Source organism: Alteromonas confluentis, assembly GCF_001757105.1.
Lineage (GTDB): Bacteria > Pseudomonadota > Gammaproteobacteria > Enterobacterales > Alteromonadaceae > Alteromonas > Alteromonas confluentis.
The window spans coordinates 178,853-201,416 of sequence record NZ_MDHN01000040.1 but is presented as its reverse complement, the minus strand read 5'-3'; the positions used below and the strand labels follow the sequence as shown (position 1 = coordinate 201,416).

The 22,564-nt window shown below is 47.3% G+C and carries 22 protein-coding genes; 18 read left to right on the top strand and 4 right to left on the bottom strand.

Annotation, left to right across the window (positions count from 1 at the left end; translation table 11 throughout):
- Window positions 1-24: 24 nt before the first annotated feature.
- From rimM to tyrA, 7 genes are all read left to right on the top strand, one after another.
- Window positions 25-546, top strand: a complete 522-nt coding sequence (gene rimM, locus BFC18_RS17830; RefSeq protein WP_070126900.1) for a ribosome maturation factor RimM — start codon at window positions 25-27, stop codon at window positions 544-546.
- Entirely contained in the window at window positions 546-1,307 is a 762-nt protein-coding gene (gene trmD / locus BFC18_RS17825; protein WP_083273171.1) for a tRNA (guanosine(37)-N1)-methyltransferase TrmD, read from the top strand. The genes rimM and trmD overlap by 1 nt, the downstream gene beginning before the upstream one ends.
- A gap of 18 nt (window positions 1,308-1,325) precedes the next feature.
- Window positions 1,326-1,685, top strand: coding sequence for a 50S ribosomal protein L19 (gene rplS / locus BFC18_RS17820; RefSeq protein WP_070126899.1), 360 nt, complete (start codon window positions 1,326-1,328; stop codon window positions 1,683-1,685).
- Between the two features lie 179 nt (window positions 1,686-1,864).
- Window positions 1,865-3,997 carry a TonB-dependent siderophore receptor gene (locus BFC18_RS17815; protein ID WP_070126898.1) on the top strand — a complete coding sequence of 711 codons (2,133 nt, stop codon included), beginning with the start codon at window positions 1,865-1,867 and terminating at the stop codon, window positions 3,995-3,997.
- Window positions 3,998-4,165: 168 nt separating this feature from the next.
- Window positions 4,166-4,672 carry a maltose acetyltransferase domain-containing protein gene (locus tag BFC18_RS17810; RefSeq protein WP_070126897.1) on the top strand — a complete coding sequence of 169 codons (507 nt, stop codon included), beginning with the start codon at window positions 4,166-4,168 and terminating at the stop codon, window positions 4,670-4,672.
- Window positions 4,673-4,907: 235 nt separating this feature from the next.
- The gene (locus BFC18_RS17805) at window positions 4,908-5,999 is read left to right on the top strand and encodes a 3-deoxy-7-phosphoheptulonate synthase (protein ID WP_070126896.1); all 1,092 of its coding nucleotides are present in this window, start codon (window positions 4,908-4,910) and stop codon (window positions 5,997-5,999) included.
- A gap of 26 nt (window positions 6,000-6,025) precedes the next feature.
- Window positions 6,026-7,171, top strand: coding sequence for a bifunctional chorismate mutase/prephenate dehydrogenase (gene tyrA, locus BFC18_RS17800; protein ID WP_070126895.1), 1,146 nt, complete (start codon window positions 6,026-6,028; stop codon window positions 7,169-7,171).
- Window positions 7,172-7,214: 43 nt separating this feature from the next.
- On the opposite strand, the gene pheA is transcribed toward tyrA, so the two are convergent.
- The 3 genes from pheA to yciH all read right to left on the bottom strand — a co-directional run bounded on the left by pheA (window position 7,215) and on the right by yciH (window position 9,848).
- The gene (gene pheA, locus BFC18_RS17795; RefSeq protein ID WP_070126894.1) at window positions 7,215-8,399 is read right to left on the bottom strand and encodes a prephenate dehydratase; all 1,185 of its coding nucleotides are present in this window, start codon (window positions 8,397-8,399) and stop codon (window positions 7,215-7,217) included.
- A 263-nt stretch (window positions 8,400-8,662) separates the two neighbouring features.
- Window positions 8,663-9,463: a response regulator gene (locus BFC18_RS17790; protein ID WP_070126893.1), complete on the bottom strand. Its 801-nt coding sequence runs from the start codon at window positions 9,461-9,463 to the stop codon at window positions 8,663-8,665.
- A 61-nt stretch (window positions 9,464-9,524) separates the two neighbouring features.
- Window positions 9,525-9,848 (bottom strand): stress response translation initiation inhibitor YciH, encoded by a 324-nt coding sequence (gene yciH, locus BFC18_RS17785; protein WP_070126892.1) that lies wholly within the window; start codon window positions 9,846-9,848, stop codon window positions 9,525-9,527.
- 220 nt (window positions 9,849-10,068) lie between these two features.
- On the opposite strand from yciH, the gene BFC18_RS17780 reads away from it, so the two are divergent.
- The 8 genes from BFC18_RS17780 (at window position 10,069) to BFC18_RS17745 (ending at window position 18,632) form a co-directional block, all read left to right on the top strand.
- On the top strand, window positions 10,069-10,374 hold the full coding sequence (locus BFC18_RS17780; RefSeq protein WP_070126891.1) for an STAS domain-containing protein: 306 nt from the start codon (window positions 10,069-10,071) through the stop codon (window positions 10,372-10,374).
- A 43-nt stretch (window positions 10,375-10,417) separates the two neighbouring features.
- Window positions 10,418-12,067: a fused response regulator/phosphatase gene (locus tag BFC18_RS17775; RefSeq protein WP_070126890.1), complete on the top strand. Its 1,650-nt coding sequence runs from the start codon at window positions 10,418-10,420 to the stop codon at window positions 12,065-12,067.
- A gap of 107 nt (window positions 12,068-12,174) precedes the next feature.
- Entirely contained in the window at window positions 12,175-12,621 is a 447-nt protein-coding gene (locus tag BFC18_RS17770; protein ID WP_070126889.1) for a tellurite resistance TerB family protein, read from the top strand.
- 61 nt (window positions 12,622-12,682) lie between these two features.
- Window positions 12,683-14,731 (top strand): putative bifunctional diguanylate cyclase/phosphodiesterase, encoded by a 2,049-nt coding sequence (locus BFC18_RS17765; RefSeq protein WP_245680424.1) that lies wholly within the window; start codon window positions 12,683-12,685, stop codon window positions 14,729-14,731.
- 200 nt (window positions 14,732-14,931) lie between these two features.
- Window positions 14,932-15,201, top strand: coding sequence for an EF-hand domain-containing protein (locus BFC18_RS17760; protein WP_070126887.1), 270 nt, complete (start codon window positions 14,932-14,934; stop codon window positions 15,199-15,201).
- A 100-nt stretch (window positions 15,202-15,301) separates the two neighbouring features.
- Window positions 15,302-16,705 carry a sensor histidine kinase gene (locus tag BFC18_RS17755; protein WP_083273169.1) on the top strand — a complete coding sequence of 468 codons (1,404 nt, stop codon included), beginning with the start codon at window positions 15,302-15,304 and terminating at the stop codon, window positions 16,703-16,705.
- A complete protein-coding gene (locus BFC18_RS17750; protein ID WP_070126885.1) occupies window positions 16,702-17,295 on the top strand; it encodes a hypothetical protein in 594 nt (197 codons plus the stop codon). The genes BFC18_RS17755 and BFC18_RS17750 overlap by 4 nt, the downstream gene beginning before the upstream one ends.
- Window positions 17,292-18,632: a sigma 54-interacting transcriptional regulator gene (locus BFC18_RS17745; RefSeq protein ID WP_070126884.1), complete on the top strand. Its 1,341-nt coding sequence runs from the start codon at window positions 17,292-17,294 to the stop codon at window positions 18,630-18,632. Before BFC18_RS17750 ends, BFC18_RS17745 begins: the two co-directional genes overlap by 4 nt.
- A 17-nt stretch (window positions 18,633-18,649) precedes the next feature.
- Here the strand turns inward: BFC18_RS17745 and BFC18_RS17740 are convergent, their stop codons facing one another.
- Window positions 18,650-19,552, bottom strand: a complete 903-nt coding sequence (locus BFC18_RS17740) for a DUF72 domain-containing protein (RefSeq protein ID WP_070126883.1) — start codon at window positions 19,550-19,552, stop codon at window positions 18,650-18,652.
- 178 nt (window positions 19,553-19,730) lie between these two features.
- Here BFC18_RS17740 and aspS point away from each other — a divergent pair, with 178 nt between their 5' ends.
- Genes aspS through ruvC form a run of 3 tightly spaced genes read left to right on the top strand, consistent with a single transcriptional unit; the run spans window position 19,731 to window position 22,453 of the window.
- Entirely contained in the window at window positions 19,731-21,494 is a 1,764-nt protein-coding gene (gene aspS / locus BFC18_RS17735; RefSeq protein ID WP_070126882.1) for an aspartate--tRNA ligase, read from the top strand.
- Between the two features lie 6 nt (window positions 21,495-21,500).
- Window positions 21,501-21,938, top strand: a complete 438-nt coding sequence (nudB, locus tag BFC18_RS17730) for a dihydroneopterin triphosphate diphosphatase (protein ID WP_070126881.1) — start codon at window positions 21,501-21,503, stop codon at window positions 21,936-21,938.
- Window positions 21,935-22,453 carry a crossover junction endodeoxyribonuclease RuvC gene (gene ruvC, locus BFC18_RS17725; protein WP_070126880.1) on the top strand — a complete coding sequence of 173 codons (519 nt, stop codon included), beginning with the start codon at window positions 21,935-21,937 and terminating at the stop codon, window positions 22,451-22,453. The genes nudB and ruvC overlap by 4 nt, the downstream gene beginning before the upstream one ends.
- Window positions 22,454-22,564 lie beyond the last annotated feature (111 nt).

The following is a 22,564-nucleotide window of genomic DNA, read 5'->3' as shown; positions in this document are numbered from 1 at the left end:
TGTGCTTAATTCTGGTAGGTAGAGATGAGTCAAGCGTCTGACAAAGTGATTGTTGGCAAAATCGGTGCGCCGTACGGTGTGAAAGGTTGGGTCAAGATCAACAGCTTTACTGATGTGCCAGAGGGTATTTTTGACTACTCACCGTGGCAACTCAGTGATGGTAAAGAATATCAAATTGACCAGTGGCGACCTCACGGTAAAAGTCTGGTAGCGAAAATTGTAGGTGTAGAGAGTCGTGACGACGCTGAGCGTATCAAGAATCTCGACATTGCGATTAACGAAAACCAGTTACCTGAATTAGATGAAGGTGAATTTTACTGGCGGGAGCTCACCGGCATGCAGGTGGTAACTACGCAAGGTTACAATCTGGGTGTGGTGAAAGATGTGTTTAACACCGGCGCAAATGACGTTTTGCAGGTCCGCGCTAAGGTGAACGACGCATTTGGTCAGAAAGAAAGATTATTGCCGTTTGTGATGGATTCCGTCATCAAATCGGTCAATAAGGTTGAAAGTGTGATTACGGTAGACTGGGATCCGGGGTTCTAGTGACTGCGGAGAAATGGTTCGGCGTTATCAGTTTGTTTCCTGATATGTTCGCTCCCTTCATGCAACAAGGCGTGGTAGGGCGAGCTGTTAAGTCAGGCATTCTGGATGTCGAGATGTTTAACCCACGTGATTTCACGCACGATCGTCATCGTACGGTAGATGATCGCCCTTACGGCGGTGGTCCCGGCATGCTGATGATGGTGAAGCCTTTAACTGACGCCATAGCCGCGGCTAAACAGGCCGGCGGTAAACATGCAAAGGTGATTTACTTATCACCACAGGGTAAAAAGCTGGATCAGGCAGGGGTTAAACGCCTTGCCAATAACGACCGCATGATTTTTATCTGCGGACGTTATGAAGGAATCGATGAGCGCGTCATTGAGGCCCATGTTGACGAAGAATGGTCAGTAGGGGATTACGTGTTAAGCGGCGGCGAACTGCCAGCGCTTGTGCTCATGGATGCGGTAGCCAGAATGGTTCCGGGTGTGCTCGGTCATCAGGCGTCTGCTATCGAAGATTCTTTCACCGACGGGTTACTGGATTGTCCGCATTATACGCGGCCTGAAGTACTCGACGGTAAAGCGGTTCCTCCTGTGTTGCTAAGTGGCGATCACGAAAAAATCAGACAGTGGCGACAAATGCAATCGCTGGGTAGAACCTGGCAGCGTCGCCCTGAGTTATTAAACAACCTAGCTCTGACTGAGGAGCAGCAGCGTCTTCTTGAAGTATTCAAGTCGCAGTTGCAGCAAGATGACAGTTAACTAGGACGAGAGGATATGATGAGCAAAGTCAGTCAAGATATCATCAAAAAAATTGAGCAAGCACAGCTCAAATCTGATGTTCCTGCGTTTGGTCCAGGTGACACAGTAATCGTAAAAGTTCGCGTAACTGAAGGTGACAAAGAGCGTCTTCAGGCGTACGAAGGTGTTGTTATCGCTAAGCGTAACCGTGGTCTTCACTCGTCTTTTACCGTACGTAAAATTTCAAGCGGCGAAGGCGTAGAGCGTGTGTTCCAAACACACAGCCCGGCGGTTTCTTCTATTGAAGTGAAACGTCGTGGTGCAGTTCGTCGTGCTAAGCTTTACTATCTGCGTGAGCGTTCAGGTAAATCTGCACGTATCAAAGAGAAGCTTAACTAAGATTACTAATCCTTGCGTTACTGTTAACTTTGAAAAAGCCCGCTTTAAGCGGGCTTTTTTGTATCTTCTAGTAAATTATGATCATCTAATACTAATGATAATAATTATCATTTGAAATTCTTTCTAACCTCTCTATAATGCCGTTCGAATTTTAAAATTGGTTAAGAGCAGGTTTCACAATGACTAAAAAGCAAGTATTTGCGCTTTCACCTATTATGTTGGCGATGGCAGTACAGGCGCAAAGTGCAGCGGTAGATAACAGCGAAGTAGCAGCGGATGAAGATAATATTGAAGTTATCCGAATCGTTGAAAGTCGCGTCCAGCGTATCAGTTCAGGTGCAACAGGGCTGGGCCTGGATAGTTTTGATACCCCTCAGTCATTGTCGATTCTGGAATCCGAGCTGATTGAAGATTACCGTTTAAGTGATATCAATAGTCTGTTCAAGCAGGTGACCGGTATTAACGTAGACCAGTCAGAAACCGACCGTACTTACTTCAATGCTCGCGGTTTTGACATCACCAGTATGCATATCGACGGTTCAGGTATTCCCTTTGGTGATATTTTTGTCGGCGACTTAGACACCGCTATTTATGAAAAAGTGGAATTTATCCGTGGCTCAAATGGCCTCATCACCGGTCTGGGAAACCCATCCGGTACCGTCAATTATGTGCGCAAACGCCCTGGTAACGAAACCGAAGCCAGTGTCGATTTTACACTGGGACGCTGGGCAAACATGCGGACTGTGGCTGATGTTTCCACACCATTGACAGACTCTGGTAGCTGGGCGGCCCGTGTCGTCGTTGCGCATCAGGACAAAGAAAGCTGGCTGAACCTGTACGAAAATGAACGCAGTGTATTTTACGGTATCATTGACGGGCAGCTCAGTGATGACGTCACGATAATGTTTGGCTACTCGCACCAGGATAACAACAGTGACGGTGTGACATGGGGGGCAGTGCCATTAATCTATTCAGATGGCACCCAGGTTGATTTCGACCGTTCTACCACAACGGCGATGGACTGGACCTATTGGGATACATTGAATAAAACCGCGTTTGCCGAGCTAAACTGGTTTATCAACGACAATCTGCAATACACGTCTAAACTGAATCACATCCGCTATGAAGATCACTCTGCGTTATTTTACACCTATTCCAACACCGGCTTAGACGCTGAAACGGGTTTGGGCATGCTGGGTTATCCAGGTAAATATGATGCTGAAGACAAAACGTTAATCTGGGACAACAACCTACAAGGTGCGTTTGAAGCCTGGGGCCGAGAACATACCTTTAATGTGGGTATTAGCGTGGCCGACGCAGAAACCAGTGACATGGATTACGGTGCACTGAGCGGTTTTGATGTTATGCCAGCGTTACCTGGTTGGACTGGCACTGAAGTCGCATTGCCTGAATGGGCGGCGCCTTATCAAGCGGGTTATACCGACATTTCATTAAACCGTTTTTACGGTTCAGTACAGCTCGCGGTTACCGATGCGCTTGATTTGGTACTTGGCGTGAGTTTTGTCGACTATGAAAACGAAGGTGAGTCTTGGGGCGCGTCAACGTCGACTTCCGAAGACGGCAGTAGTCCATACATTGGTTTTACCTGGGAAGTATTGGAAGGCTTGAATGTTTACGGTAGTTACAGCGATATCTATCAGCCACAGTATTACCTGAATGAAGACTTGCAACCACTGGGTTCTGCAGAGGGCCGCAGTTATGAAATGGGCGTTAAGAAAGAGTTTGCCAACAACTTCTTGCTGACTGTTGCGTTGTTCAGAACGGAACAAGAAAACCTGTATGAGTTCCTCGGTTACGACGATGGCGACGGCGTTGATGATGACGATTATTCTGATGAGTTCAATTATGCCCTCTATCGTGGTGTGTCTGTCGATTCTAACGGGTTTGAAATTGAGCTGTCTGGCGCCATCACCGATGAATTGTCTGTTCAGGGTGGTTTGACCGTACTGAGCATGGATGAAGAAAACGGCGATGAAGCCCGCACCTTCATTCCTCGACGCACGTTTAAACTGCTTGCCGACTATGCGCCAGCGTGGAACGAAAAACTGAACATGGGCCTTTCAGCCCGTTATCAGAGTGAAACTTACTTCACATCAGGCTATGGCCGAATTACGCAGGATGCTTATGCTGTTCTCGGCGGCTATGTTACCTACAGCTTCAATGATAACTTATCGTTCAGCCTGAATATGGATAACATTACGGATGAAAAATACCTCAGCTCAGTGCGCACGGAACAGGCGTTCTACGGCTCACCGACTAACTACAGCTTGACGGTAAGCTGGGACTATTAATTTGTTCTGAACCTCCTATGAATGCCCGCTTTTAGAGCGGGCATTTTTTTTGAGCGAATGCGGTTTAGCCTTGTTTAGTCACAACCATCACAACCTGAAGGTGACATTTGTCATGTTCTCGTTAAGGGGAGTGATACAATTATGTTTATCTGGTGCAGGAGGATAGTTATGTCAGACAACGCACTTTTTAACGACGAGAATTGGCAACTGATGACAACGGGGCAATGGTATCAGACCAACAGTAAAGTCTTGGCGAGCTTTCGTAGGGAGATAAAACGACAGTGCCAACAATTTAATCAGGCTCAAGGCGAACGGCGTAAGCTGTTGCAGCGCGCATTGCTTCCCAATGTTGAGGCGGTAATTGGAAGCCACTTTGCCAGTGACTACGGCTTTCAAATTAAAAGTGATGGCATCTTTACCGCTGGTGAATTTTTAACCATTCTGGATGGTGCATCAGTAAAAATAGGCGTAGACACTATAATAGGTGATGGGGTTGTCATTACGAGTGTCGAACATCATAAATCGCCGCAAGCGCGCTTGCAGGGTTGGCAAAAGGCGAGTCCTGTTATCATTGGTAACCGCGTAACTATTGGGAATGGAGTGACTATTTTACCAGGAGCCGTGATTGCGGACGATGGTGTAATCAAAGACGGCGAAATAGTTGGTAGGCGGTAACAAACCGTGATGAACCAATCCTTCAGACTTTAGTCAAAAAAGTCTATTGTCACGGTTGCGGCCTTTATCAAAAATTGATAAAAAGTCAACGAGCCTAAGTAATAAATACTAGCTCAAGGTGTAAATTTTAATTTACACCTTGAGTTAACATAATAAAAACATGAGTTGCACGTTTGCAACCACGAAGGGCCAAGAAGCAATTTGGTCAGTAACCTATCCAAGTAAAGAGAGTCTCATGATAAAGGACAACGTAAATAACGTTCACGTTAGTGCAGAACAAGTGCTAATTACGCCTGATGATTTAGCCAAAGAACTGCCGGTTTCAGAAACCGCCCTGTCGGCTATCTCTGAATCCAGAAAAATAATTTCTGACATCATTCATGGTCGCGACCACCGTTTACTGGTGATTTGTGGCCCTTGCTCTATTCACGATATCGATGCCGCAAAAGATTATGCACTGCGTCTTAAAGAGCTCCATGAATCCTGTAAAGATACACTGTTTATTGTTATGCGTGTGTATTTCGAAAAGCCGCGTACGACAACAGGCTGGAAAGGGCTAATCAACGATCCGCACCTCGATGGCACCTTCGATATTGAAACCGGTCTGCGTAAAGCCCGCGAATTATTGATCTGGTTAGCTGAATTGGAAATCCCTGTGGCAACGGAAGCGCTAGATCCAATTAGCCCGCAATACTTGGCTGAGTTATTCAGTTGGAGTGCCATTGGTGCACGGACTTCAGAGTCACAGACGCACCGCGAAATGGCGTCTGGACTGTCTATGCCTGTTGGCTTCAAAAACGGGACTGACGGAAGCCTCGATATCGCGGTGAATGCGCTGAAGTCTGCGGCCTCTGGCCACAACTTCATGGGTATCAATAAGCAAGGGCAAGTCGCCGTTATTTCAACAAGCGGTAACCCTGACGGTCACATTATCCTGCGCGGTGGTAAGCAACCAAACTACGATTCGGTTTGTGTTTCTGACTGTGAAGTTGATTTAGAAAAAGCCGGTTTGACAGCAGGTTTGATGGTTGATTGTAGTCATGCTAACTCAAGCAAAGATTATCGTCGTCAGCCGCTGGTGGCGCAAAATGTTGTAAATCAAATCCTAGAAGGTAACCAGTCTATCATTGGCATTATGCTTGAAAGCCACATCAATGCCGGTAACCAGAAAGGTGACGGCGTACCCGTTGATGAACTGGACTACGGCGTATCTATTACCGATGGCTGTATTGACTGGGAAACCACGGACAATCTGATCACACAAACCAGAGATAAACTGATAACTGTGTTACCATTGCGTCAGAATAAACGTTCTGCTGTAGCCTAAGGTTACAGCGCTTTTTGAGTCGCAATATGACGGATCTTTCCAAACAACTGGCCGCGCTGCGGTCAGGCATTGACGAGCTCGATTCCGAGCTCGTTTCATTACTCGCCCGCCGGGCTGAATTGACGACACGAGTTGGTCAGATAAAGGCTGAAACCGGAATGCCAGTGTACGTTCCCGAGCGTGAAAAGGAGCTTATTGCTTCACGACGCGCAGAAGCGGAACAAGCGGGTGTTTCCCCGGATCTCACTGAAGATTTACTGCGTCGAATTATGCGCGAGTCTTATCACACCCAGAACAATCGCTATCGCTGTATTAATCCTGCGATAGAACAGGTTGTTGTAGTAGGGGGCGCTGGTGCGTTGGGGAAAGTCTTTGTCAGTCTGTTTGAGAAATCAGGCTATCAGGTAGCGGTTGTTGAAAAAGACGACTGGGATTCTGAACTTGCTAAAGTGGCATTTGCTCGTGCCGATTTGGTCTTAGTTGCAGTGCCCATCACCATCACAGAAGGGGTTATTGCCCGGCTGAATAATCTACCTGCGCATTGTGTGCTAGCCGATATCACCAGTGTTAAAGAAAAGCCGCTTAACGCCATGTTGGCTACCCATAACGGGCCTGTGGTTGGTTTACACCCTATGTTTGGCCCCGATGCCCCCGGCATGATTAAACAAGTGGTGGTGGTTTGTGACGGCCGTGGTGAAGGCAAATACCAATGGTTAGTTGAACAAATGAAAACCTGGGGTGCAACCATTCATCGAAGCACCGCACAGGAACACGATCAGGCAATGGCGTTCATTCAGGTGATGCGTCATTTCAACACCTTTGTTTATGGTGCGCATTTGCAAGGTGAAGGTCCGGATTTAGAGACTTTGACCGTATTTAGCTCTCCCATTTACCGTCTTGAACTTGCCATGGTGGGGCGTCTTTTCGCGCAGTCACCGCAGTTGTATGCTGACATTATCTATAACAATCCAGATAACTTTGCGTTATTGCGACGTTTCCACGAGCGTTTTGGCAAAGCACTGACGTTATTGGACAACGGCGATAAGCAAGAATTCATCAACGAGTTTAATCGTATTGGTGAATGGTTTGGCGACTACGCCCGTAAGTGCCTTGTCGACAGTAAGCAATTGTTGCTTAAAGCTGATGACGACGAGATGTTAAGAAAGTCATAAAAAAAGCACCGATTGGTGCTTTTTTTATATCTGATGAACTCGTTTAATCCTGTGTCAGCGCTTTTGCTGCCGCCACTTTTGTTGGACTCACTTCTTCACTCGGGTAACAACCCAAGACCTTCAGATAGCGAGTGAGCTTTTTCAAACTTTCCACTGCAGTTTGGACAGGACCATCTTCAAGATTACCCTCAAAATCAATGTAGAACATTTCTTCCCACGGGTTTCCAGTGATCGGGCGTGACTCCAGTTTTGTCATATTTAAGTTGTTGTCTTTCAATACCGTGAGGGCTTCCACCAGTGCACCTGGTTTTTGCACTGTAGACATAATTACCGTGGTTTTGGCTGGCACTTGCAACGGCACATTCACGGGATCGCGAGAAACAACAAAGAAGCGGCTGTGGTTTTCTTTCTGGTTAGCCAGGTTCGATTTTATCGCCATTAAACCATACAGGCTACCACCCGCTTCGCTACCAATGGCGGCGACATCATCGCGTTGAAGTTCACTGACTGCCATCATTGCGTGCGCTGTACTTTCCATGGTTTTCACTTCGACGTTGCCCAATTCGGCGAGGAAGTGACTACATTGTGCAAACACCTGCGGATGAGCATAGAGCGTTTTAATATTCGCGATGGCGGTGTCTTGAGACACCAAAAGGCTGTGACGAATGGGGTGAGTCAGTTCACCAATAATGCTGAGTTGAGTGTGTTGTAATTGGTCGTACACTTCGTTGATACTGCCGGAAGTGGTATTCTCAATCGGCAGAACCGCATAGTCAGCTTCGCTCTTTTCAACTTTCTGAACAATCTCGGCAAAGCTCTGACACCCCATTTCAACCAGTTCACCGGGACGACGGGAAAAGTACTTCTGCGTGGCCAGGTAGCTGTACGAGCCTTTATCGCCCAAAAACGCCACACGATTAAGCGGTAGGGTGCTGCCCGGGTTGGCGTGTTCTGCCAGCATCGCTTGCTGATTCAGTACGCTATCTTCAATAATGACGTGGAAAACCTGAGTAACATAATGGGGATCAAGACCCACATTCTTGCCTTCTTTAATTAGGCGAAAAAGCAGTTGTTCTTCTCGCTTCACATCGCGCACGGGGATATCGTGGCGAATTTTTGTTTCTGCTACTTCATTGGTAAGCTGCCGGCGTTCAGCCAACATAGTCAGCAATTGACTGTCTAATTCTGTAATGCGTTTTCTTACTGCGTCCAAAGCCGTATCTGACATTTTTTAAAACCCGTTTTCTTGGCAAAAAAAAACCTCCCGGCGGGAGGTTCATACACACGGCGCATCCTCCCTCATTTGAAGGTGATAAAACCAAAAAAGAATGCGTTAGTGTGTTTGATATTCGTTTTCATAGCTCGACTTTAAGGCGATGTTGCCTAAGTGTCAATAGTTTTATACGCCTACAGCATATCACCAGTGGGGAAGAGCTTCTCCTTTCGTATACACTGTGCTATGCCGCTGGACTTTTAGTGTAGGCTTTTAGGTTATTCACCGAGCAGTGCCGCTAGCATTGCGCGCACTTCCGTTGGCTCGAAAGGCTTATCGCACAAAGCGTTAACCCCAGTTTGCTGAATGTTCGCCATGTGCACGCTGTCTTGTGATTCTGAGGTAACCATGATGATTGGAATATGAGCTGTTTCCGGATTGTAACGAATAAACTCTGATAACTCACGACCGTCCATTTCAGGCATATTGTAGTCTGTCACCACTAAATCAAACTCAGCATCTTTAATATGCGTTAGCGCCATCGCGCCATTTTCTGCTTCAGTAATTTTCTTCAGTCCCATACCTTGCAGTACACGACGAATATGATTACGGGCCAGACGGCTATCGTCAACCAGCAGTACCCGCACTTCTTGTACATCAAACAGGTCAAGATCTAGCTCATCGTGGTTGATCAGGTCGAGGCTGGCATTCAGCGCTCGCGACAGGTGTAATGGCTCAAAGGGCTTCGGCAAAATCGCCGCAACACCGGCTTGCTTAAACTCTTCTAATTTTACAGTACGATTTTCACTGGAAACCAACATGAAAGGAATAGACGCGTACTCGGTACTGTCCTTGATAAATTTAAGTAACTCAATTGCCGTACCATCTTCAAAATACATGGCACTCACCACGAGATCAGCACTGTGGCTTTCAATGGCTTTACGCGCTTCTTCTATGGAACTTACCGCGTCAATCTCGCGAACATTCTCCTGCATCAGCAGGCTGGTAATGATTTTTCTTTGTGTGTCTGAAGGCTCAACCAACACTATGTGCAGGTCAGAGATTGATAGTTTTTCCATTCTTCTAATACTCAGCTAAACGTCTAAACACGTGTAAATCTAATTGTAGTTGGGATTTGCTCTATCCACCGGCCAGTTTTACAGTAAATTGCTTCTGCTCAAGCAAACTGCGTAATTTTTCCCGGTCGTCGGTTTGCACTTCAATGGCACCGTCTTTGACTGCGCCGCCACAACCACACTTCTTTTTTAATTCTGTACACAGGCTCTTCAGGCTTTTCTCATCTAAGTCCAGCCCCTGAATGATAGAAACGCCTTTTCCTTTGCGCCCCTTCGTTTCACGGTGAATTCTAACAATACCGTCTTTGCAAACAGAGCGGCTCATTTCAGGTCTCTTTTCCTGAATTTTGCCACCGTCTGTACTGTAAACCAATTTTGAGTCGTGCATATGTATATCTCTGTTTACTATCGTATATCCCGCTTAGGTAACGTTTTGCTACTCAAACGTTTTATCGTGCATCCGTCGAGCGCGAATCGCTCACATGGTTGTTATGATAAGGAAAATACCGAGTAAAACCCAATAGAATTATACTTTATCGCCATTTTTACTTTCATAAAGTAATAATATGGGACTACGCTTAATCAAGGTTACTTTAAAGGAAGAATGGATGACGATTACAGCAAATTTGTATGATGATAATGCAACTTGGGTGATCAAGTTGGATGATAAATTCGATTTTGGCAAAGTACAGGAGTTCAGAGATGCCTATCAGTCTTTACCTGAAGACGTTACAACCGTAGAGGTTGATTTGGGGCAAACCGAATATATGGATAGCTCGGCGTTAGGCATGCTGTTAAACATGCAGAAATCGCTAAGTGAAAGATCCCTCGCTTATAAAATAACGCACTGTCGCCCGCAAGTGGCGCGCATATTAACAATTTCTCGTTTTGATAAAAAATTCGACATAAGTTAATGGTTAGTGGTTACCTTCCTGCCATGATTGATGGGGATGGCGTTTGAAAATTCTGATTATTGATGACGAGTCGCTGAATCGCTTTCTTCTTTTGCATATGCTCGAAGAAGAGGGGTATACCGATTGTTACGAAGCAAAAAACGGACAGGAGGGCATTCAATTAGCCCAGGAAGTGCAGCCTGATCTGGTGTTACTCGATGTCATGATGCCGGGCATGGATGGCTTTGCAGTGGCGCCTGTACTTAAAGAAATGGCAGGGGATAACTACCTTCCTGTAATTTTCATTACTTCTCTTGATGACAAAGAAAGTCTGGCGCGATGTCTAGAGGTTGGGGGCGATGACTTCGTAGCCAAGCCTTTCGATAAGCTTATTCTTGCGGCAAAAATTCGCGCCCATGACCGCATACGTCAACTAACCAGCAAAATTGAACAACAAAACCAGTCATTGCGCTACTTCCAACAAAGTGTCGATCGTGAGCACGCCATCGTCGAACACATATTCAATAACGCCATTGTGAACAAAGAGCTGGTGACTGACTTCTTTGATTTCAGTCTTTCACCCGCGGCGGTGTTCAATGGTGACGTTTTCCTTTGTGAATCCAGCCCAGCGGGGGGATTGTATTTTCTGGTAGGAGATTTTACCGGCCATGGTTTGGCTTCTGCCATTGGTGTGCTACCGGTAAGTCGTACGTTTCGGTTCCTGGCGCGAAAAGGCTACTCTGCTGGTGAAATTGCTGCGCAACTGAATACGACTCTTGGGTCACTCTTACCGCCTGACATGTTTTGTGCTGCCGCGGTCATCGAGGTCGATGCAAGCGGGTGCCGATTTAATATATGGAATGGCGGACTGCCGTCTCTGTTACTTAAATCATCGACCAATCTATCGATGTATAAAGTGGTATCGAGACATATGGCATTAGGCATTTTGGAGTCAGACGAATTTGATGCAGAGTGCGAAATTATTGAAGGAGAGCCAGGAGACCAATTACTGGTGTATACCGATGGTTTGATGGAAGTCATGGATGAACACGGAAAAATGGCCGACGAAGAGGGAGTAATGTCGTGGTTTTCCAGTCCAGAAACCATTACTGCGGCGTTCTTATTTGAACGTGCGGCTGAGTATCGTGCCGATAGCATTCAGGCCGATGACACCACTATTGTTATATTTAGCTGTCAGTCATTAGAAGTACTTAAAGAGGATTTCGCAACGAATGAGCTGCCATATTCAATACACCTGACATTGCAAGGCAGAGAGTTAAATAACCCGCATATTATTTCTTCTCTGATGGAGATGATTAATTCCCAGCCCGGCATGACGCTTGTGCGCTCTGATCTGTATACCATCCTATCAGAGATGTTTAATAATGCGTTGGAACATGGCGTATTGAAACTCAGTTCAGATTTGAAATCGACACCTGACGGTTTTCATCAATATTACCAACGCCGAGACACGCTTCTGGCAAACCTGACCGAAGGTGAGATTGCCTTCAAAATTCTATTCAAACCCTCAGAATCAGCCCTTGATATTACCATCTCCGATTCAGGAGACGGGTTTGATGTCAGTGCGCTCGACGAAGACTGCCTAACGGCCTGTTATGGCCGCGGGATCTGTTTTTTACGGGAGCTCTGCGAAAGTGTCAGATTCAGTGATAATGGTTCAACGTTGAGTGTGCGGTTGTCCATGGCGAAATAAACGGCACGTAATTAATCGGCTGAAATTTGACGCTTGTCTCAGTGGAAAACACATTTTGTTCATTTACGCGTATATAAAGGTAATTTTTCTAAAACGGACATAAAGCTATGTTAAAAGCGGTACTTGAGCTTTTTCGCAACAATCAAGACGATAAACCACAACAACACACCGTCAAATTGGCTACCGCAGCACTGCTAAGCGAGATTATTCGTGCAGATAGGCAGGCCGACCCTCGCGAGTTACAAGCTTACAAAACACTGCTCAATGAGCAATTCTCCTTGTCAGATGATGAACTAAGTACATTAATGGAAGAGGGACAATCATCGGCGGAAGAGGCGGTGGATTTGGTGCAATTCACGCAAGTTATTAATCAAAAGTATAATAATAATGAAAAGCAGGATATTCTTACCGACCTGTGGAAAGTGGCCTATGCTGATGAAAATATTGCGCCCATTGAGGAGCATATTATACGGCGGATCGCCGATTTACTGTATATACCTCACAGCCAGTTCATAAAATCTAAGCTCTCGGTAACTGAAAATCATGCTGAGTAGCCTGCGCCTTTTTGCGGGTGCAGGATAGTTAAGGAAAGACGCCTTGTTCCGGTCGATAAAATTGCCTATTACACTGTTGGTAACAGCGGTAGTCTCTGTCTCTGTTGTGGCGACGTTCTATTTGTCTGCGCGCAGTCAGGACGATCGGATAGAGATGCTGGAAAAGCAAAAAGTATCGAACCTTTCTGACAATATCGCCATGCGAATAGCTAGTGAGAGTGATACTAGCCGGCAAAACGTCATCATCGATAGAGAGTTGGCGCTGCTCGAAAACAGTCAGGCCAACATTGCTGCATACATTTTCGACGAACAAAAACGTTTGCTTGGTTCTTCCGGTGGCGGTCGTTCAGAGGAAATGAAACAACTGGCCTTAAAGCATCCCTATGGTGTCCTTGCTGACGACGATCTCATTCTTAGCGTGTCGGAAATTGGAAGTGATTACGCGGTAGAAGGCACCGTGGTCGTTATCAGTGATTTATCTGACGTTAAAAAGCAAAGTCAGCAGGTCCTGGCTTTTCAGACTTTGCCTGAACTCATTGCGGTCATTATTATTGCCGTTGTCATCGCTTTTTTAATTATTCAAGTGCTCTTGAAGCCACTTAACGATCTTATCGACTTCACGCGAAAAATATCGCGAAACAAAGATTATACTGCCCGTTTCTTGCCTGGAAAAAGTCGCGAAATCAGTAGTCTCGTTGGAAACATCAATAGCTTTCTAGACACGATTGAAGTTGAACTAACCATCAATAAAGAGCAAAACGCGACACTGGTAGAGCAGCAGCAAACCATGATGCGACTTGCGAATTACGACAGCCTGACAGCGCTTCCTAATCGCCAGTTTGTCGTGGATAACCTCAGGTTAGAATTGGCGAGAGTGAGACGGCTACGAGAAGATTTAGCACTCATCTTTTTTGACCTTGACGGCTTTAAAAGTATTAATGACTCACTGGGTCATGAAACCGGTGATTTAATTCTCATTGAAGTGGCCGACAGGGTGCAAAATTTATTGCGGGAAGGGGATTTAGTGGCCCGTCTCGGTGGCGATGAATTTATCATCGTTCCCGACCGCGATGTGTCCGATGTGAGTCTGAATAATCTGGCGACAAAATTAGTGAGTGCTTTTGAAGAGCCCTTTATGTTGCGGGGACTAGCATTGTCTGTGGGGGTGAGTGTCGGTATTGCCAGAGCCACGGATGCAGGCTACGAGCTTAGTCAACTGATGAGCAATGCTGATCTCGCCATGTATCGCTCGAAAGCGAAAGGCCGGGGAACCCATACTCTCTTCACTGTTGATATGGTGGAATCGTACAAACGCAAAATGTCTCTGGCAAACAGTATCGACAGTGCGATTCGTCATGATGAGTTTCGTGTTTACTATCAGCCAAAAATCTCTAAACATGGCGCGGTCATAGGTCTTGAAGCGTTAATCCGCTGGGAGCATCCAGAGTACGGTATGGTGATGCCTGGCGAATTTGTTCCTATTGCAGAGCAGGGCGGACGAATTTCATCCATTACGCAATGGATGATAGAGCGGGTCTGTATGGAATTGCCTGATTTGCAGATGCTGGTCGACAATAAGTTTAGAGTTGCCATTAATCTTTCTGGTCATGATTTACGTCATACCGACCTATTCAACGATATTTATGAATTGTTCGAGCGCTATAAGGTGCACCCTGAATATTTTGAATTTGAAGTGACCGAATCCTCTTACCTGGAGAACTTTGATACTGCCGACAAGTTCTTTAAACGCTTGAGTAACATGGGCTGTGCCATTGCTTTAGACGACTTCGGTACCGGGTATTCATCGTTAAGCTATCTCACGCAAATCACCATTGATACGTTAAAGATTGATAGACAATTTATCTGCGAATTGGAGTCTTCAGAGCGGTCGCGAATGGTAACCGGCTCGATCATTGATTTAGCAAAGCGCCTTGCGCTTACCGTCTGTGCAGAAGGCATTGAGCAACCAAGCCAGTGGCGCTATCTCAATGAACATGGTTGTGATCATGTGCAGGGCTTCTTGTTCAGCAAACCTGTTCCGCTATCTAAATTAATAGAATTGCCGAAAAACTTCTCCCATTTTTTGGATGACACTACCTCCTTTGAGTAAATCCCATCTTCAGTGTGTAGGTATTTAGCAACACTCTAAATATCGTAATTAATTGGTTTTGCTGTAAGTATCTGATATTTATCTGCTTTTCATGTTTGGCATTACTCCTGCTTATTTATGAGTAGGTGAGCTTCTGTATCGACGCAGTGATTACGTTTCCATACATCCGCTCACGCACATTTGAGCACAGGAGGTCTGATATGAAACGTATTGAAAAACTATTTTTGCTGCTACTCACCATTGTCACTATCCAGGCAGTCGCCGTGGCAGATGCCCATGCTGTTGAAACAATGTTGTCAGATTTTGATGACGATCAAGACGGCGCTATTTCCTTAAAAGAGGCCGTAGCGGACACCCGATTATTGCGCTTGTTCAGTCGTATCGACAAGAACGGTGATGGTTTGTTGAGCATGGATGAACTGGAAAGTAGCAAAGAAGTGATTTTGGTGAGTTTGCAAACGCCAAACTAAGTGTTAATTACGATGGCTACGCTGTTTTTGGCGTTGCCATCTATTGCGGCAATCATAGGGGTGTGCGATCCTGAAAAACCGGATTTTACTTAGTGATCGAATTTTGCGAGTTGGTTCCCTCAGACAACTAACCCTAGGCAGTTTCATACTGGCTTTGGTTCCCCTTATTGCACTGTTGTGGCAAAGTCAAAGCGACCTTGCAAAAGTAAGCCGTATGACAACGGCGGAAACCCGATTCGTGGTTACCGCTGTGGGAATCATGCAGCAATTAGAAGGTGCTGCGATAGACTTGGAGCGTACCCTTCGACAGTATGCCATCATCCAAAACACCACCGTGGCAGATTTGACAGACAATGCCATTGCGCAGTTTGCCTCAGCGCGGCAGGATTTGTGTGACATCATCGACAATTCTGAAAACTGTCAGCAATTGGTTAAGCAAATCGAACAACTTCGAAATTTTCGCACGATCAACGATCAACTATTGCTCAATGCCTATCTTGCATCGTTAAGTAATGGCGTGATTGCAATGCGCAAAGACGTCGATGCATCCATTCAGGCGCGACTGGCTATTCAACGTGAAGATATGACCAGCATGCAGGCCAAACAAGCCTGGTCGACAGCCATGCTGGTATCGGTGTCGTTACTGTTAATTCTGTTAGGAAGCCAGCTGATTGTTAAGCCGGTCAATAAACTCAAACAGATCATTCAAATTCTCGCTCACCAACGGGGAGAGCTGCCGCCTCTTTCAACCAAAGCGCCGTTTGAACTTATTGGTGTGGAAAAAGATCTACACTGGCTTTCTGAACGTTTACAACAACTTGAGCATATCCGCACTGCGCTGTTACGTCATGCGGCCCACGAGTTAAAAACCCCGTTGGCAAGTATTAAAGAAGGCTGTAGCTTGCTGTCTGAGAATGTAGTCGGGGAGTTGAATCCCCAACAGGCAGAAGTTTTATCGCTTTTGAGTTCCAGTACCCAGCGCTTGAATACGTTGGTGGAAAAGTTACTCGACTACAACCTCTTGCTACAACAAGCCGAGCCTAAATTCACCAGTATCGATCCTGCCGAACTCGTACGTGACTGCGTAGAAGATTATGCACTGGCGCTTCAAGACAGAGAAGTGACGGTGGATGTACGCGTTGAATCGGTTAGTGTCGATGAGGAGCTCTACCGCCGTATCCTCGACAACCTCGTGTCGAACGCCGTTGCCCATGGTGCTATTGGTCGACCGATTTCAGTCAATATTTATGAGCAGGACGGCGTAGCCGTGCTCGACGTGGCAAACCGGGGGAAAAAAATACCGCCGGAAAAAGTGGGTAAATTATTTGAACCCTTTACCCGCGGTGACGATCCGAGAAATGACAATGTCATTGGAACAGGTCTCGGCCTATCTATCGTCTCAGATTGCGCGCGCTTGATGTGCGGTGATGTTGCTGTTGTTGAAGTTGATTATGCTGATGTGTGTTTCAGAGTCAGTATCCCGCAGAAGGAAAAACGTAAATGAGAATTAAATTATTGTTGCCCATCGTCGTCTTGTTAGGCGGGTGCGCAGCAATAGAAGGGAATCAGTCAGCGCCGGTAATCCCGGTTGAAGACAACAGTCAAACGCCACAACTCGTGGAAAGTGACTCCTTGTGTCTTGTTGACGAAGACGCAGCCAATTTTGAACATCAGTGCGACTTATTGTATTGGGTCAATCTATGGGTTCAGGCTGACAACACCCGCTGGCCTGTACGTAAACAAGCTATCGCTGATTTGGGCGAGGGCATTGACGATAAAATTAAAAAAGTCATTTTATCGTTACCCACAGACACGCCGTATCAGTCTCGACTGCGGGCTCAACACTGGTTAGAGGAAATCGTCAGTGAACTTACGCCAGAAATGCAAGCTGTGGTGAAAACCATTGTCGACGCGCCAAACAGCGAAATGCTGGAGTTGGAATCGGCACTGGTCATCCTAAACAGAGTGAATACCGACAAAGAAAAACAAATAAAGATGCTTGAAGAAGATTTAGAAGTGCAAACAAAGAAGATGGATGAGTTGCTCAAAGTAGAAGCAACGCTGATGGATAAAAACAGGAGTACCCAACGATGAATAAATCCGGAGAACGCAATGCCCGATTGCTACTCGTTGATGACGATAAGAGTCTGTTGCGCCTGCTAACCATCCGACTTGAAGGTGAAGGCTACCAAGTCACTGCGGTTGAAGACGGCCAAGCCGCTTTGCGTAAGATCCGCAGCGAAGATTTTGATGTGGTGTTATCCGATCTGCGTATGCCCGGACTCGATGGATTAAGTCTGTTCGAGGAAATAATGGGCGTACGAAAAGATATTCCAGTGATTTTAATGACGGCCCACGGCACCATTTCAGATGCCGTTGCCGCCACGCAACGGGGTGTATTTGGTTTCTTACCGAAGCCCGTTGACCATGATGAATTAAGAAAATTACTACAAAAAGCACTGAGCCAATCGCTTTCAGTGCAACCTGAAGATTGGTGTAAAGACATCATTACCCGCGCGCCGGAAATGACCAGCGTGATGGATCAAGCATTCCGCATTGCACAGCGTGAAGTGAGCGTGCTGATCAGTGGTGCTAGCGGTACCGGTAAAGAATTGTTAGCAAATGCTATTCACCGCGCCAGCAATCGTCGCGATAAACCGTTTATTGCGATTAACTGTGGCGCACTGCCGGAAAACCTGCTGGAGTCAGAATTGTTTGGCCATGCGAAAGGGGCTTTCACCGGCGCCGTACATGCGAATCCGGGTCTGTTCCGCGAAGCGGATGGCGGTACACTGTTCCTCGATGAAATTGGTGACATGCCGATGACACTGCAAGTTAAATTATTGCGTGCTTTGCAGGAACGACAAATTCGCCCGGTGGGTAGTGCTAAGCATGTGGATATTGATGTACGCATTATTTCGGCCACCCATAAAGATTTGCACAAAGAGATGGGAGAGGGCACCTTCCGGGAAGATTTGTACTACCGTCTTAACGTTGTGAATCTGAAACTGCCTTCTTTGAAAGAACGTAGCGAAGATATTCCGCTGTTGGCGCGCACCTTGTTGCAACAAAGTGGGCAGCGTCATGGCGTTAACGTGACGCAGTTTTCTGACGATGCTATGCAGTTAATGGTGAAATCTGAATGGCCGGGTAACGTGCGTCAACTGGTCAACGTGGTTGAACAGTGTGTGGCGTTAACCCAGACGCCGGTTATTCCGTTACACCTTGTACAGCAGGCGCTGTCGGCGACCCGTCAGAGCTGGCCAACCCTTACCGAAGCGCGGGATGCTTTTGAGCAGAAGTATTTGCATAAACTGCTTAAAATGACCGACGGTAATGTGACTCGCGCGGCTGAGCTGGCTGGTCGCAACCGCACTGATATGCACAAGTTGATGAAAAAACATGAACTTGATGCCGGAGATTTCCGCTAAATCTCTCGTTTGGATTGTTAAAACAGGCAAGTTTGTTCGGCTGCGGGGGGCGCAAAACTGAGTTGAGGTAATGCTGCCTGCGGATAGTGGGCGTTGTAAGTTTCGATAAATTCCGCAGCTAACCAGGGGGCATCGCCATTTTCCGGCTTATGGAAAAACATGTATGGTGCCCGGCCTTCTTGTCGCCATTGATGACATTTGCTGATCCAAGGCTGTAAACAGCGGGTATTGGCGGCATCGTCGGTGCCGCCTACAAAACGCACCACAGGGTGCATGCCGGTAGCAATCACGTTTACCGGCAATTTTGGCTTCTTGCTTTGTACTTCAGCAGTGAGTTCATCAAGTGGCGGGTTGGCGAACAAGCCGCGGGTATCCATGATCACCCGGTTAACCTGTCTTTCTATCAATAAACGATTAAATTGCTGTTCCGCATCCCCCTTTCCAAAAAACGCCGGGTGACGCACTTCCACACCCATCGCCACATCCTGAGGAAACTGCGCCAGTATTTCTGCCATGGCTGGCAGACTTTGCGGCCCGATGCTGGCCGGAAACTGCAACATAAGCATGCCGAGCTTGTCTCCTAATGGCGCCAACAACGCAAGCTGCTTCTCAATATCAGGATGAAACGGATCGAGTGCGCCGCTGTGGGTGATGGTCTGATGTACCTTAAAATTAAAGCGAAAGTCAGCAGGTGTCAGCTCAATCCAGCGCTGCACGGTTTCCGGTGATGGCAGGGAGTAGAATGTCGTGTTGCCTTCCACTGAATTCATTTGTTTTGCGTAGTGCCCGAGCATGTTTTTACGGGCACTGGCATCGTTAAACCAGTCCGCTGGCCATCGCTGATGCTGCCACTGAGGCACGCCAATGTAGACGGGTGGCAGAGAATTGTTCAGTTGGCCGTGGAAATCGTTTTTTGTCATTGGGCTTTACGATGCATTTGTTTATACTATGCGACCTTATTTTTATCTAAAGTCTGAGGCTTATCCGGATTGTTCTGTAAGTGGAACACGAATATCCGGCGGCATTGAAGCACTGACCGCAACGTCTTGCAAGTCAGCATCGCCAGGCAGACAACACATTACCAGAGGTTCAGGGACCATGCGCACAGATTACTGTGGGAATATTGATTCATCATACGTCGGCCAGGAAGTCACACTTTGTGGTTGGGTTAACAAGCGTCGTGACTTAGGTGGCGTTATCTTCATCGACCTTCGTGACCGCGAAGGTATCGTGCAGGTGGTTTTTGATCCGGATTTACCGGAAGTACTGGAAGTCGCGAACAAGCTGCGCAGCGAATTCTGCGTAAAACTCACTGGTAAAGTGCGTCCTCGTCCTGAAGGTCAGATCAATAAAGGAATGCGTACCGGTGAAATTGAAATTCTCGGCACGGGCCTGGAAATTATCAACAAGTCGGCAGTACTGCCTCTGGACTGGAATCAGGAAAACTCTGAAGAACAACGTCTGCGTTATCGTTACCTCGACCTGCGTCGCCCGGTAATGAGCGACCGCCTGAAGTTTCGTGCCAAGGTAACCGGCGCAGTACGTCGTTATCTGGAAGAGGAAGGTTTCCTCGATATTGAAACGCCAATCCTGACCAAAGCAACGCCAGAAGGCGCCCGTGACTATTTGGTACCAAGCCGTACTCATAAAGGTGAGTTCTTTGCGCTGCCACAGTCTCCGCAGCTGTTTAAACAACTGCTGATGATGTCGGGCATGGACCGCTACTACCAAATCGTAAAATGTTTCCGTGACGAAGACTTACGTGCTGACCGTCAGCCGGAATTTACCCAAATCGATTTAGAAACCACCTTCCTTGATGCCGATGGCGTTATGTCTATCACTGAAGGTATGATCCGCGACCTGTTCCAGAAAATGCTGAACGTGGATCTGGGCGAATTCCCGCGCATGACCTACGCAGAAGCGATGAAGCGTTTCGGTAGCGACAAACCAGACCTGCGTAACCCGCTTGAGCTGGTCGACGTGGCTGACTTGCTTGAAAACGTAGAGTTTAAAGTATTCTCTGGCCCTGCTACCGATCCGAAAGGGCGTGTTGCGGTTATCCGTGTACCGGGCGGTGCGAGTCTGTCTCGTAAGCAGATTGACGAGTACACCAAGTTTGTTGGCATCTACGGTGCCAAAGGTCTGGCATGGATGAAGGTTAACGAAGACAAGCCTGGTCAGGAAGGTCTGCAGTCGCCCATTCTGAAGTTCCTTTCTGAAGACATTACCGATGCGCTGCTTCAGCGCACTGGTGCACAAGCTGGCGACATTCTACTGTTTGGCGCAGATAACAAAACCGTGGTTACCGAAGCCATGGGCGCTTTACGCTTAAAGCTAGGCGAAGATTTCGAGTTGCTGGAAGGCGATTGGAAACCGCTGTGGGTAGTAGACTTCCCGATGTTTGAAGAAGCTGACGGTGCATTGTTTGCGTGTCACCACCCGTTCACAGCACCTCGCGGCCTAACAGCTTACGAGCTCAAAGCCAACCCGGCAGAAGCCATTTCTGATGCCTACGACATGGTACTGAACGGTGTAGAGCTAGGCGGTGGTTCTGTGCGTATTCACAATCAAGACATGCAATCAGCGGTATTCAGTATTCTGGGTATCGACGAAGAAGAAGCACAAAACAAGTTTGGCTTCCTGTTAGAAGCACTACAGTTTGGTGCACCACCGCATGCGGGTTTGGCATTTGGTCTGGATCGTCTGGTGATGCTGATGACCGGCGCAACGTCTATCCGTGACGTAATGGCGTTCCCGAAAACCACCACCGCTGCATGCCCGCTCACTGACGCTCCAAGCCCGGCGAACCCGGCTGCGCTGGCAGAACTGGCCATCGCGACTATCAAGAAAGACGCTGAATAATTCCGGATGCCATTTAAGCGACCGGAATCGGTGCTGGTGGTGCTCTATGACGAGCACCACCGACTTTTAGTGCTTCAGCGCGATGATGATCCGGATTTCTGGCAGTCTGTCACCGGTACCGTTGAGCATGGCGAAATGCCTGAAGAAACGGCACTTCGTGAAGTGGCAGAGGAAACCGGCATCGTATTGTTTCCCCAGCAGCTGAAAAACTGTCATCAAATCAACCGCTATCTTATCCGTAAACGATGGCTCCATCGTTATCCGCCAGGTACCCAATACAACACAGAGCATGTGTTTATTGCCCAGGTTCCCTCTACGGCGAACATCATTCTTACCGAACATTTAGCCCACGAGTGGCTGAGCAAACCCCTTGCGTTAATGCGTTTATGGTCGCCATCCAACCGCGATGCAGCAGAAGCATTTGTACCAGGACCACTAACATGATTATACTGGGTATAGATCCAGGGTCGCGAATTACCGGTTATGGCGTCATCGCCAGAAAGCAGGGAAAATTAGTGTACCTAGGTAGTGGTTGTATCCGTGTGAAAAGTGATGTGATGGCCGATCGACTGGCGCAAATTTTTGCAGGTGTGGGCGAAGTGATCCGCCAATTTAGCCCGCAGCAGTTCGCCATCGAGCAAGTGTTTATGGCTAAAAATCCTGACTCGGCATTAAAGTTGGGGCAGGCCAGAGGGGCCGCAATTGTCGCCGCGACACAGGCTGAACTGCCGGTAGCTGAATATTCAGCCAGGCAAATTAAGCAAGCGGTAGTAGGGAAAGGCAGCGCCGAGAAAACCCAGGTGCAGCACATGGTGAAACATTTGCTGAATCTGCCAGGCACACCTCAAGCTGATGCGGCCGATGCCCTGGCTGTGGCACTGTGTCACGCCCACACGGAACAAAGTCTAATTAACATGGCGGGACAGGCCAGCAAAACCGTCCGTCGCCGCTTGCGCTGAATCGGTGCTAGCAGGCTCTTTGGGAGCCACGTGTCGGTGCCGTTTAAAACACGCCGTGAACCCATCCCTGGGGGCTCTGCTGCAGCATCCATGCTGCAGAAGGTTTTAAAC